The sequence below is a fragment of the Corynebacterium lubricantis DSM 45231 genome, assembly GCF_000379425.1.
Classification (GTDB): domain Bacteria; phylum Actinomycetota; class Actinomycetes; order Mycobacteriales; family Mycobacteriaceae; genus Corynebacterium; species Corynebacterium lubricantis.
On record NZ_KB902226.1, the window covers coordinates 56761 to 69707 of the forward strand.

Sequence of the window (12947 nt, forward strand, 5' to 3'; positions counted from 1 at the left end):
TATTAAAAGCGGCGCAGGACGACTTCGAAAAGTCGCCCTGCGCCGCTTTTGCGCTAGCTAGGCAGATTAGATAGTCAGCTCCTCAGCAGACTTGCCCTCATCGCGCTGGCGAGCAATCTTGTGCAGGTTGTACTCCCACTCATCAAGCTCCTTCGGCAGGTTGCCCTTGGAAGGATCCTGCAAGTACTCGCGACGGGTGGCGTCGTAGTCCCAGAGCCAGTCCGCGTACTTGAACCAGCCGGTGCGCTCTGCCTCACGGAAGAGCTCGTTGCGGATCAAGCGGGACAGGCCATCAACGTGCCACAGCTCGCCCCAGAAGCGGGAGGTGGTCTGGATACGGCCACAGCGTGGGGCACGCTCGTCGGCAACTTCGCGCAGCACGGTGGTCCAGTTCAGGTCTCCGGCCTTCACCGCGTCCGAAGCGTATTGCGCCAGGCACTCGCCGTCCTCCATAGCCATGATGGCGCCGGAGGCAATGTACTGCAGTGGTGGGTGCGCAGCATCGCCCATGACGATGATGCGATCGGATGCGATCCAATCCTCGAGAGGCTCGCGGTCCGCCATCTGCCACCAGGTATCCAGCCACATGTTGCCCAGGCGACCCTTGACGGCTTCGTTGGTGTGGTCGAATGCCTGCTTGAACTCTTCGTTGTTGCCCCAGTCATCAGGGACCTCGGTGCCATTGGTCAATGCTTCGAGGTAGCGAGGCGACTGGAACACAGCAACCTGGTTAAGCAATTCACCGCCACGCAGTGGGTACTGAATGAAGTGACAACGTGGGCCAATGTAGCCGCGGACGTCCTTCAGATCCTTCATGTCCTCATCTTCAGCCAATGGCGAGGTGCCACGGTAGGCCACGTAAGCAGATGGTACTGGCTCGTCGTCGGCACAAAGAGGGCGGAATACCGAGTGGATTCCGTCGAAGGCTACAAGGACGTCGGCTTCGTCGTCGTCAAGCTTTTCGCCCGTATTGGCATCTTCAAGATGGACGGACACTCCGTCGCCGTGGTCGTCGGCGCCGGTGACCTTGACACCATTGACCAAGTTCGCGCCTGCTTCGCGGGCGGCCTCGACGAGCATGTTCAGCAAATCAGAACGATGGATCACGAGGTATTCGGCGCCGTAGTGCTCGACGAACTTCTCGTCGAACTCCATGTTCAGGATTGGCTCGGCGGTGATGCCGTCACGGAACTGCATGCGATCTGGCAGGTAACCGCCCTCGATTGCTTTTTCCTTCAGGCCCCACTTGTCCAGCATTTTCACGCCGTGTGGACCGATCTGGAGACCAGCGCCGACTTCCTTGAATTCGTTATGGCGCTCGTACAGGGTGACATCTGCTCCGCGCAGGGCAAGAGCGAGTGCCCCGGAGGCACCGCCGATGCCACCGCCGGTGATGATGATCTTCTGTCCTGAGAGGTCGTTCGTTTTCATTGCTGACATTGTGGAGCGTCTGCCTTTCTATTGAGAGTTAACGTCGAATGCAGTTAATTACTGAGGGTCGGTATGGGAGACCACGGTTGAGGCTGGCTGAGGGTTCTTTGCCTTTTCGCGACGCTGGATACCGGTCAAGATGAACAGCGAGAGCGAGGACAGCAACGCGGCGATCGCGAACATGAGGTAGTTCGAATTGACGCCGAGACCCCAGGTGAGCAGCAGACCAGCAAGCTGAGGAGCTGCCACCGCACCGAGACGTCCGACGCCGAGTGCCCAACCGAGAGCGGTGCCACGGAGGCGCTGAGGGTAGAACTGGGAAATCGCTGCGATGATGAGGATCTGGGTGCCGTGGGTACCAACGCCGGCCAGCACCAGGATGATGTAGACCCAGAAGATGGATGGGCCGGTCAGGAGGAAGAGCAGTGCGATGCCGGCGATACCAGCAGCGACCGAACCTGCCTGGACTGGACCGAAGCGGTCGCCTGCCCATGCGGTGACAACGGAGCCGATGATTGCGCCAAGGTTCAGAGCCAAGGTGAAGTTCAGCGCTGCACCGAAGTCGTAGCCTGCAGTTGTCATCAACTTTGGCAGCCAGGTGCCAAGGCCGTACCAAGCCAGCAGGGTCACGAAAGTTGCAAGGGCGAACCAGATAGTGATGGTGCGGTACTTCGGGCTGAGGATGGCACCGAAGCCAGGCTTCTCGCCCTTTTCGACTTGGTTCTGCTCGGTCTCATGGTGTGCGAGGTAGTCTTCCTTAATTTCCTTATCGGAAGGAATGACCTTCATTGCGATAGGCAAGCCGATCACCAGCGGCACAAAAGCAATCAGGAACATGGTGCGCCAGCCCCAGTGCGGGTCGAAAGGAACGATCCATTGCGCCAAAACTGCCGCAATAGAACCGCCCAGAGGCACGCCAGACATCATCACGGTCGACCATGCAGACACCTTGTTGGAAGGCACTAGGTCAGCGGTCATCGCATTGACGGAAGGAACCAAGCCACCAAGGCCGATGCCTGCGAGGAGACGGAAAATGGCGAAGACGACAGGTCCTGGCGCGAATGCACAGAGGATAGTGAAGACGGACAAAACAACGACGGACCCGATGACAGCGAACTTTCGGCCAATGCGGTCAGAGATGCGTCCAATCAGCAGCGCACCAATCACCATGCCGAGGAAGGCTGCGGATCCGATCGTTCCGGCCTGCGCCGCGCTCAAGTTCCACTCTTCCATGAGAGCGCCCTGCACGGTGCCGTAGACGATGAGGTCGTAGCCGTCAAAAATGACGAAGAACCAACCAATCAAGACGGCGGCTAGACGTCGTCCAGAAATACCAAGAATGGTGAAACTGTTTTCTTTTGCGTACTCGACGGGTTTTCGCCGCTGCGAATCAGCGGTGTCTCGAGGTTCGGAGATGGAAGCCATACGCACATCTTGGGCGTGATGCGGGTTACAATCAAAATAGTTCCACATAGCGGAAGGTATCATTTTGATCCATCATGGCCCCACACACGGCTCACCCCCGCGCGAGTATCTCCAATCCGTCGACCTCGCGCTCGTACTCACCCTTATGCTGCGCGATTCAGGCTCGCTCACGATTTCCTCGGCAGCAGAATCCCTCGGCGTTGCCCAATCAACAGTGCACCGCTCTATGTCCATGCTGGTCTACCGCGGTTTTGCCACCAAGTCTGAATCCCGAAAGTACCTCCCGGGGCCGGCGCTATCGTCGTCAAGCTTGGTACCTGGCGTCGGTGCTGAACTGATCAACGCCACCGCCGACCACCTCACGGCGATGGCCGCGGAGTCCTCGGAGACGGCGAACCTGCAGGTCTTGGCCAGCAATAAGTCGCACTTCATCTATTCAGTTGAGGGCACGCAGAACGTGCGAGTGAGCTCGCGCCAGGGCCAAATCATGCCGGCGGCGGAGAATGCGGGCGGATTGTCCATGCTCAGTGAGCTCTCCCCCGGCGAGCTGCGCGGCCTTTACCCCACCATGACCGATGCGGATTTCGACGAGCTCCGTCGCACGTTGCAGCGCACCAGGAAGCGCGGATTCGCCTACAACAATGGACTTTATGAACATGACGTGTCCGCTGTGGGCACCGTGTTGAAAAACGAACTCGGCGACACACTTGGTGCTGTGACCATTGCAATTCCAACGCAGCGATTCCGCAATGTGCACAGAGCAAGTGCGGATGTATTGATGCGCCATGCAGTGGATCTCAACCGCAGGTTGGCGAAGTTCCGTCCCCCTCCGATGCCCGGTATGGGGTAGGCCTTTTTACCCCCACTTTCAGATTCCGCATAGCGGAATAGCTTTGTGTCACTTTCCAATCTTGCCTATGTTCGATGTCACAACCGTTTCTCAAACAGGCTTCACCAACAGGAGGTTAGAACCGTGAGCAGCGAAAACGACTACTCCAAAGAGCACGTTGAATTCAAGGTCCCTGAAGCGACTCCAGAAGAGCAGGCAGAGCTCGATGCCATGTACAAGCGCATGGACGAGATGCATCTGAAGCCACTGTGGCGCCAGATCGGCGGACTCATGCCAAACAGCCCAGAGCCAGACGCCATCCCTTATCACTGGGACTGGGAAGAGCTGTACAAGATGGCTCAGCGCTCCGGCGAGCTCGTTCCTGTCGGCCGTGGCGGGGAGCGTCGCGCAATCGGCATGGCGAACCCAGGCCTCGGCGGCAACACCTACATCGCCCCTACCCTGTGGGCTGCAATCCAGTACCTGGCACCTGGCGAGAACGCCCCTGAGCACCGCCACTCCCAGAACGCTTTCCGCTTCGTCATCGAGGGCGAGGGTGTCTGGACCGTTGTTAACGGCGACGCTGTGCCAATGAAGCGCGGCGACTTCCTGCTCACCCCAGGCTGGAACTTCCACGGCCACCACAACATTGCCTCCGAGCCAATGGCCTGGCTCGACGGCCTGGATATTCCATTCGCACGCCAGATGGACACCGGCTTCTTCGAGTACGGCACCGAGAAGCTGACCGACGAGTCCACCCCTGAGTACTCCCGCGGAGAGCGCCTCTGGGCTCATCCTGGCCTGCGCCCTGTGTCTTACCCAGGTCAGCAGTCCGCTTCCCCAATCGGCCGCTACGCGTGGGAGCACACCGACGCAGCGCTCAACGAGCAGCTCAAGCTCGAGGACGAAGGCTTCCCTGGCGTTGTCTCCCCAGGACACGCAGCAATCCGTTTCACCAACCCAACCACCGGTGGGGATGTCATGTCCACCATCCGTGCTGAGTTCCACCGCCTGCGTCCGAACGCTGCCACCGTGCCTGTGCACGAGGTGGGCAACCGTGTCTTCCAGCTCTTCGAGGGCTCTGCCACCGCGTATATTGGAGACCAGAAGTTTGATCTGCAGCACGGCGACATCTTCAACGTTCCATCGTGGAAGAAGTGGCACATCGAGGCCGGCGACGCTGGCGCTGACCTGTTCAACTTCTCTGATCACCCGATCTTTGAGAAACTCGATCTCGCACGTACCTACACTCCGGAAGGAATCTAATTTTATGCGCCTAGCAACAATTCGTTCTCAGCAGGGCACTTTCGCCGCACGCGTCGAGGCAGAGAACTCTGCTGTCAAAATCGACGGCTACGCTAACGTCGGCGACCTGCTTCAGGAAGAGAACTGGGAGCAGATCGCCAAGGATGCTTCCGGCGACGCGATCGAGTTCGCGCAGACCGACCTCGAAGCAGTTGTTCCAGCACCAAACAAGATCGTTTGCGTTGGCTTGAACTACGCCAACCACATCAAGGAAATGGGCCGCAACCTTCCTGCAGTTCCTACCCTGTTCGTGAAGTTCCCAGACGCACTGACCGGTCCTTTCGACGACGTTTTGGTTCCTGAGTACGCCAACGCCGAGCTCGACTGGGAAGGCGAGCTGGCTGTTGTCATCGGCAAGCGCACCCGCCGGGTCAAGGCTGCCGATGCCAACGATCACATCGCTGGCTACGCCGTTATGAACGACTACACCATGCGCGATTACCAGTACCGCACCTTGCAGTGGCACCAGGGCAAGTCCTTCGAGAAGACCGCTGGATTCGGTCCATGGATGACCACCAAGGATGACTTCACCTTCGGCGGCGAGCTGGCTACCTACCTCGAGGGCGAGAAGATGCAGTCCACCCCAACCGACGATCTGGTGTTTAACCCAGAGGCTCTGGTTGAGTACATCTCCCACATCTACCCACTGGATGCTGGCGATGTCATTGTCACCGGTACCCCAGGTGGCGTCGGCCACGCTCGCGATCCAAAGCGCTACATCGGCGACGGCGAGACCGTGAAGGTTGAAATCGACGGCCTGGGCTACGTAGCGAACAAGACGGTGTTCGAGTAATGAGCTCCTTCCACGACCTATCTATTGAGGAGCGACTCCAGCTCACCCGACGTGGCACCGCCCACTACTCGGGCCAGCTGGCGCTCATTGACAACGCCGATTTCGGCCGCGATACCCTCCTCGAAGGTTGGTCCGTCTCCCACTTGGCTGCACACGTTGCGTACAACGCAGCGGCGCTGTGCAACCTGATGGAGTGGGCGGAAACCGGCGTGGAGCACCCCATGTATTCCTCTCCCGATGCCCGCGGCACGGAGATCGAGTACGGCGCGACGCTGATTCCTGATGCGATCCGCAACCTGCACGACCACACGTTGGTCCGCCTCGACGTCGCCTGGCGCGACGCGTCCGAAGAGGCGTGGTCACACGAGGTCAAGACGGCACAGGGCCGCACGGTTCCGGCGTCTGAAACCTTGTGGATGCGCACCCGTGAGGTCTGGATCCACGCCGTTGACCTGAACGTCAACGCTGGTTTCGCAGACATCCCCGAGGTCATCTTGTCCACTCTCCTCCCGGAGATCGCGGGCAAGTGGCGCGGCGGCGGTCTCGGTAAGGGCCTCGTTTTGGTCAACACCGACACCGACGAGCGCATCGAGGTCTCCGGCACCCCGACCACCGAAGTGCGAGGCAACCTCCAGGGCCTCGCGCGTTGGGCAACGGGTCGCGGAGGCCGCGGCGTCAATGAGGACGCTCCGCAGCCACCTCGCTGGCTCTAAGAGCAGTTCGCTTGACGACGATTAAACCCACCTGGAACCTTCCTACTGCGGAAGGTTCCAGGTGGGTTTTGGTGTTTGGATCAGAGCTAGAACCTACCCGAACCGCCACCACCGGAGAAGCCCGAGCTAAAGCTCGTATTGGTTGAGGAACTCGATTGCGCAGCTTCGTGTGTTTCCACATCGCGCTGGTGCCAGGAGTACACCATCCCAAATGGAACGTAGTTGTACACGCCTGTGCCCACTCGGTAGTTGGAGTCGTAGAGGCGCGGCTCCTCGCGCTCGGTCGTGCGCTTCACGTCGCTGAACTCCTGTTCGTCGATGAGCCCGACGACTGTAGAGCAGTCGCTAAGTAACTGGACATACTGATCGAGGAAGTCATCGGCGTCGGCATCGTCGCGCAGTGCAAACGCACGATCACCGAGTTCGCGTGCCTGTTTTTGTAAGACATCGCTTTTCGCCACGGTTTGGGCTTTGAGCATGTCGCGGTAAAGATCATCCGCCGCTTGCATGCGGGCGGGCCGGTCGCCATGTTCCACCGCGTAAATCATGTTGATGTTTTCTTCTGCCGTGGCAACCTGCCTGGTCGTCTGCGCGGCCTGCTTCAGTGCGTCGTATTTGCTGCGATAGGCTTTGTCGTCCGAGTCTGTTGTAATCGAGTCGAAGTCCTGGACCTCGTCGTGAAGCGAGAGGAACTTATCGCGCACCTCCTCCCATTCCTTGCGCAACTTTGCGTTCGCAAGGGGCGAGGTCAGCGAGTGCGCGCGGACATCAATCGCATCGAGTCGGCCGGCCACGCTGCCGTAGTGGGCCATCACAAAAGCGTAGTTATCGCGGGCTTCGTTTGCCCGTCTCTTATTCCGATTGCGCACGGCGTAGGTGCCTCCCGCGGCGGCGGCCACCACTCCAACTCCCCCGAGAATCCCGCCAACTATCGCCCCGGAACCGTCTCCGGAACCACCCGAACCCGCCGTAGGATCAAGCGCAACTTCGGTCGTGGCGAGCAATCCGGAAACTATATTGTCATTGCGCAGATCATCGCGCGCGGCTTCCAGCGACCGATCGAGGTGCTGCCCCTCCCACAAATCAAGCTCGTCACAGACGTCGTTTCCGCAGTACACGCCATTGAAATTTGGATTGTAGCCCACACCGACGATCAAATTTCCGTCGGCGAAGAATTCACCATCGATCAGGTCGGGACGCTGGGCGCGAGCGTACTGCTCCACCGCATCATTGAACACGGAGTCATAGTCTTGACCACCCGAGTAATCATCGAAGACCAGGTAGGTCACCCCATCGACGACCTCGGGATACTCCAGGGCCCCGGCGCGCTCGACGAGGCGACCCGCATCAGAATCGCTGAGTCGCCCATCGGGATTTTCCACGGACACGGTAACAGCAGGATCCTGCGCGTCTTGCGCAAACACGAGGGTTGGCGCGGTGCCGATTCCGACAAAGACGGTAGCCGCAACCAACCCGATAACCCGAGAGCGAAGTGTCATACCTCCAGGGTACCTAGTAAGCGCTGCTCGATCCCCTTCGCAGACCCAGCATGCAGCTGCGCCGCCGGCTCCCCGACCAGACAATAAGCAAAGTCTAGGTCGCTGCGCCGCGGTTTCAACATCGCGTTGAGATACGGATAAATAGCGGGCATGTCAGGGTGCTCGCGGGTAAAGGTCGTCTCTAGGCCACGCGCGTAGCGTCCCGAGAACGCACGAGTGCTTGTCGACGACCCACCCGCCGCCAACAATTCACGGTTGAATTCCGAGGTGCCGGCCTCGTCGGCAAGCAAAAATGCCGAACCACACATCACCGCGACCGCACCAAACTCGATAAGCTGTGCGATGTCGCTCGAGGTGCGCACACCTCCGGCGGCGATGAGCGGAAGATCGGTGACCTCTCGCACCGCCGCGAAAAGTTCGGGCAGGCTGCGCCAATCGGGTTCGGCGGTGATACTCCACGTGCCGCGGTGCCCGCCTGCGTTTGGGCCTTGCACGACCAGTTTGTCGGCGCCGCGCTGCGTGGCTGTGAGCGCGTCCTCCGGATTGGTCACGTTGACCCAGGCCTCGACCCCACGCTCGTGGAGGGCCTGGATGTCTGTTTCAGGGAAGCAGCCAAACATCGTGGACACCACCCGTGGGCCGCGACCAGCATCGATTGCATCGAGGACTGCGGCGAACTTGGCCGGATATCCGCAAGTGAGATCAGCCGTGGGAACTTCGACGCCGAGCTCTGCGGCGATCGACTCTACGTCGGTGTCCTCGGGCTTTTCGGTTTGTTCGCTAAAGAGGTTGACTCCATAATCGCCGGTTGTGCGTGCAAGCTGCGCGCGTGCGTCGTCGACGCTGCAGGTGCCAAAGGCTAAGAATCCAAAGGAGACTGCGTCTACCAGCTCAGGGGTCGAGGGACCGCCGGCCATCGGAGCAGCAAGAACATGTGGGAGTACGAAATCCATGGGGCCATCATAGATGTGGAACAATTGCAGCGTGTTTAATTTTCTTCGTCGCATATTTGGCTCATCTCCAACTACCCTTCCCGGCTCCCCACTCGAAGGTGTGGCGGCCGAGTGGCTGATTGTGGGTTTGGGAAATCCCGGGGCGAAATATGAAACAACTCGGCACAACGTGGGTTACATGGCCACTGACCTCCTATTGAGCAAGCGGGGCCTGCGTTTGGAGCCTGTGCCGGGCCGCAAGGCTTTGGCAGCAGTGGGAGACGGACTCGCTTTCGCTCGCTCGACCACATATATGAATGTCTCTGGTGAAGGGATCGCTCCCATCGCGGCACAGCTCGGCATTTCCCCCGATCACATCATCGTGCTTCACGACGAGTTGGATCTGCCTCCGGGCGAGGTGCGCGTCAAGCTCGGTGGCAACGAAAACGGCCACAATGGGTTGAAATCTCTGACCGAGCATCTGGGCACTCGCGACTATAACCGCGTGCGGATTGGCATCGGCCGTCCGAATGCGAACCAGTCGATCCCCGAGTGGGTCCTGGGTCAGGCCGATAGTGGCCCCGAATTCGAGGACCAGATCACTCGCGCTGGCGAAGCTGCGGCTCTCATTGCGGCCGAAGGCTTGGCGAAGGCGCAGAATCAAGTGAATTCTCGCCGCCGGAAATAGAAAAATCCGTACCACCCTTGCGGGAAGGTACGGATTAAACGTTGCTGCTGCTAGAGACTACTGGTTGACCTTAGCAATTGCCTCGGTGGTCTGCTCGAGCTCGTTGAGGATGTTCTCCAGCTCGCCGCCCTTGCGATCTGCTGGCTGCAGGCCTTCTGGGCCGAACTCGGTGAACAGGGAAAGCTCGATCTGGTTGCGAATAGCGATCATGGCGAAGTTAGCCACGATTGTGCGCCAGTGCTCAACCGCACGAACGCCGCCCGAAGCGCCGTAGCCGACGAATGCGACTGGCTTGCCGGCCCACTCGGAACCGAGGGAGTCGAAAGCGTTCTTCATAGGTCCTGGTACGGAGTGGTTGGACTCAGGGGTGATGAAAACGTATGCGTCACAAGCATCAACTGCCTGGGACCAAGCGTTGACGTTCTCATCGTCGTACTGCTTGTTAGCTGCACCTGGAACGGTTGCGGACTCGAGCAGTGGAACGTTGAATTCCTTCAGGTCGAGCATGACGTACTCTGCGCCTTCGCGCTTCGCAGCTGCGTCTGCAACCCACTGCTTGACGGCCTCTGCGGAGCGGCCTTCGCGGATGGATCCGACAAAAATACCAATCTTGGTCATTCTAAAATCTTTCTTTGTTGACAAGTCATCTTTCCTTGAACATTGTAGTAAAGTTTCGCGGATGTGCAATTCAAGATTCACTCTTTAAGAAAACTTCTACAGAACTCGCAGACATACAGCCTCCACTCAGCTGGCCCGTCTCGGTGTTTTATAGGCCTACCGACTACTCTTAATCCCCATGAGTACGCTTACGGAAGCAGCACGTCGCCGCACATTCGCAGTTATTGCACACCCCGATGCAGGTAAGTCCACCCTGACCGAGGCCTTGGCGCTGCATGCACACGTAATTTCCGAGGCGGGCGCAGTTCACGGCAAGGGCAATCGTAAGTCCACTGTCTCCGACTGGATGGACATGGAAAAAGACCGTGGCATTTCCATCGCGTCGTCTGCGCTGCAGTTCGAATACAAGCCGGAAGACTACGAAGGCGAGCCCTTTGTTATCAACCTCGTGGACACGCCGGGTCACTCCGACTTCTCGGAGGATACCTACCGTGTGCTTTCTGCCGTGGACGCCGCGGTCATGCTCATCGATGCGTCCAAGGGTCTCGAGCCGCAGACGCTCAAGCTCTTCCGCGTGTGTAAGGCCCGCGGACTGCCCATCGTTACTGTGATTAACAAGTGGGACCGCATCGGCCGCGAGCCACTTGAGCTCGTCGACGAGATCGTCACCGAAATCGACCTGCAGCCGACCCCGCTGTACTGGCCTGTCGGCGAGGCCGGCGACTTCCGCGGTCTCGCCCACGTCAACGATGATGGCGAAGTAGACAACTACACCCACTTCACTCGCACCGCGGGTGGCTCCACCATCGCGCCAGAGGAGGACTACACCCCGGCGGAGGCCGACGAAAAAGAGGGCGACGCCTGGGAAACCGCCGTCATGGAGGCCGAGCTTCTCGCCGCCGACGGAGCCACCCACAACCAGGAGCTCTTCGAGCAGTGCGTGACCTCTCCCCTGATCTTCGCCTCCGCGATGCTCAACTTTGGTGTGCACCAGATCCTCGACACCCTGTGCGCCATCGCACCCGCACCTGCCGGTCGCGCCTCCGATCCGAAGGCAGTGGCATCGTCGACAAGCGCGATGGATGAGTACCGCGACCTCGACAATGCCTTCTCCGGCATTGTCTTTAAGGTCCAGGCCGGCATGGACAAAAATCACCGCGATACGCTCGCGTTTATGCGCGTCGTTTCGGGCGAGTTCGATCGTGGCATGCAGGTCACGCACGCACAATCGGAACGCAGCTTTTCGACGAAGTACGCGCTGACCGTGTTCGGTCGCAGCCGTGACACCGTGGAAACTGCCTTCCCTGGCGACATTATCGGCCTAGTTAACGCCGGTTCGCTCGCGCCTGGTGACACGATTTTTGAGGGTCGCAAGGTGCAATACCCTCCGATGCCGCAGTTCGCTCCGGAGCATTTCCGCACGCTGCGCGCGAAGTCGCTGGGCAAGTACAAGCAGTTCCGCAAGGCACTCGAGCAGCTCGATGCCGAGGGTGTTGTGCAAATCCTGCGCAACGATCTGCGTGGCGACGCGGCTCCCGTCATGGCTGCCGTGGGTCCGATGCAGTTCGAGGTCATGCAAGCGCGCATGGAAAACGAGTACAACGTCGAAACCGTCACGGAGCCGATTCCATACTCGGTGGCGCGACGTACCGACGAAGCCTCCGCTGCGGAACTGGGACGCCAGCGCGGGGTGGAGATCTTCACGCGCACCGATGGCGAACTCATCGCGCTATTTGGCGACAAGTGGAAGCTCGCCTTCGTGGAGAAGGAGAATCCACACCTGACCATCGAACCGCTGGTGGCCGACTAGCTCCCGAGCTGAAGGAACTGCATCCAGGACTCCCACTCGCGGTCGACCTGGGAGAGACCGAGCGCATAGGAGGCCTCCAGCTTGGGTACGCGTCGTTCGCTGACGTCAACGGGCATGGTCTCCGGGAAGAACACCTGGGCCCGGCCTTCTTTCTCCAGATCGAGGATGCGTTCTTTCGACGCGTTATAGCGAGCTGGGCGCGTGATCTGAGCTTCTGCCACGGCCGGGTACTTACGGAAGAGTCGCTTCAACGCCTCGGGGCGTGAGACTTCGGGCTTCCAATAATCCCGCGTCCTTGATGCGATGACCAGGAATTTGGAGTACCCGGCGCGCTCCGCGGCGTCGATGAGTAGGCCACCTGATTCGCCGAGGGCTCCATCGACGTAGGGTGCGTCGTCGATAATGCGCATGGGCATCACCAGCGGAAGCGTCGACGAGGCGCGCACCGCTGCCAGCACCGTTTCGCGCTCGCGGAGATCCTCACGATTCCACGTCTTGGTTTCGCCGTTATCGGCGCGGGTGGCATCGATGTGGACGTCGATCGGGTTGTCGCGGAAAGTCTCCCAATCGAATGGGAGCGCCTCCTGGGAGTTCTCATAGATGAACTCGGCGTTGAAGTAGCCGGTGCCCCGGATCATGGACTGCCAGCCGCCGAACTGCGGGTGAGACGCAAAGGTAGTAAACGCGGCTTTTGCCCGAGGTGCGTCGCGGGAGACATAGCTAGACAGGTGCGAAGAACCAGCCGAGACACCTCCGACCCACCCAAACTGCACGTCGTGTTCGATGAGTCTGACAATGGCACCGGCGGTATAGGAATTGCGCATGCCACCGCCTTCAATGACAAGGGCTGTGTCTGTTGCATCGATCATGCCACCAAATTCTAGTCCTTTCACTACAAATTTGT

Annotated in this window: 12 protein-coding genes; 6 read left to right on the forward strand and 6 right to left on the reverse strand. The window is 59.5% G+C overall.

What is annotated here, in order from left to right:
• Positions 1-66: 66 nt before the first annotated feature.
• Both A37O_RS0110775 and A37O_RS0110780 read right to left on the reverse strand, forming a co-directional pair.
• Complete coding sequence (locus A37O_RS0110775) at positions 67-1440, reverse strand: FAD-dependent monooxygenase (protein ID WP_018297510.1); 1374 nt, start codon at positions 1438-1440, stop codon at positions 67-69.
• A gap of 48 nt (positions 1441-1488) precedes the next feature.
• On the reverse strand, positions 1489-2856 hold the full coding sequence (locus tag A37O_RS0110780) for an MFS transporter (protein ID WP_018297511.1): 1368 nt from the start codon (positions 2854-2856) through the stop codon (positions 1489-1491).
• 64 nt (positions 2857-2920) lie between these two features.
• Here A37O_RS0110780 and A37O_RS0110785 point away from each other — a divergent pair, with 64 nt between their 5' ends.
• The 4 genes from A37O_RS0110785 to A37O_RS0110800 all read left to right on the forward strand — a co-directional run bounded on the left by A37O_RS0110785 (position 2921) and on the right by A37O_RS0110800 (position 6496).
• Positions 2921-3706: an IclR family transcriptional regulator gene (locus A37O_RS0110785; RefSeq protein ID WP_018297512.1), complete on the forward strand. Its 786-nt coding sequence runs from the start codon at positions 2921-2923 to the stop codon at positions 3704-3706.
• A 210-nt stretch (positions 3707-3916) separates the two neighbouring features.
• Positions 3917-4951, forward strand: a complete 1035-nt coding sequence (locus tag A37O_RS0110790; protein WP_245533839.1) for a cupin domain-containing protein — start codon at positions 3917-3919, stop codon at positions 4949-4951.
• 4 nt (positions 4952-4955) lie between these two features.
• Positions 4956-5783, forward strand: a complete 828-nt coding sequence (locus A37O_RS0110795; RefSeq protein ID WP_018297514.1) for a fumarylacetoacetate hydrolase family protein — start codon at positions 4956-4958, stop codon at positions 5781-5783.
• Positions 5783-6496, forward strand: a complete 714-nt coding sequence (locus A37O_RS0110800) for a maleylpyruvate isomerase family mycothiol-dependent enzyme (protein ID WP_018297515.1) — start codon at positions 5783-5785, stop codon at positions 6494-6496. Before A37O_RS0110795 ends, A37O_RS0110800 begins: the two co-directional genes overlap by 1 nt.
• An 86-nt stretch (positions 6497-6582) precedes the next feature.
• On the opposite strand, the gene A37O_RS15395 is transcribed toward A37O_RS0110800, so the two are convergent.
• The gene (locus A37O_RS15395) at positions 6583-7995 is read right to left on the reverse strand and encodes a DUF5129 domain-containing protein (RefSeq protein WP_018297516.1); all 1413 of its coding nucleotides are present in this window, start codon (positions 7993-7995) and stop codon (positions 6583-6585) included.
• Positions 7992-8948 (reverse strand): nitronate monooxygenase, encoded by a 957-nt coding sequence (locus A37O_RS0110810; protein ID WP_018297517.1) that lies wholly within the window; start codon positions 8946-8948, stop codon positions 7992-7994. The genes A37O_RS15395 and A37O_RS0110810 overlap by 4 nt, the downstream gene beginning before the upstream one ends.
• A 13-nt stretch (positions 8949-8961) precedes the next feature.
• On the opposite strand from A37O_RS0110810, the gene pth reads away from it, so the two are divergent.
• Positions 8962-9615 (forward strand): aminoacyl-tRNA hydrolase, encoded by a 654-nt coding sequence (pth, locus tag A37O_RS0110815; protein ID WP_026196316.1) that lies wholly within the window; start codon positions 8962-8964, stop codon positions 9613-9615.
• 57 nt (positions 9616-9672) lie between these two features.
• On the opposite strand, the gene A37O_RS0110820 is transcribed toward pth, so the two are convergent.
• Positions 9673-10233 carry an NADPH-dependent FMN reductase gene (locus A37O_RS0110820; RefSeq protein ID WP_018297519.1) on the reverse strand — a complete coding sequence of 187 codons (561 nt, stop codon included), beginning with the start codon at positions 10231-10233 and terminating at the stop codon, positions 9673-9675.
• A 178-nt stretch (positions 10234-10411) separates the two neighbouring features.
• On the opposite strand from A37O_RS0110820, the gene A37O_RS0110825 reads away from it, so the two are divergent.
• Positions 10412-12043, forward strand: a complete 1632-nt coding sequence (locus A37O_RS0110825; RefSeq protein WP_018297520.1) for a peptide chain release factor 3 — start codon at positions 10412-10414, stop codon at positions 12041-12043.
• On the opposite strand, the gene A37O_RS0110830 is transcribed toward A37O_RS0110825, so the two are convergent.
• A complete protein-coding gene (locus tag A37O_RS0110830; protein ID WP_018297521.1) occupies positions 12040-12912 on the reverse strand; it encodes a patatin-like phospholipase family protein in 873 nt (290 codons plus the stop codon). The genes A37O_RS0110825 and A37O_RS0110830 overlap by 4 nt on opposite strands.
• Between the last annotated feature and the right edge of the window lie 35 nt (positions 12913-12947).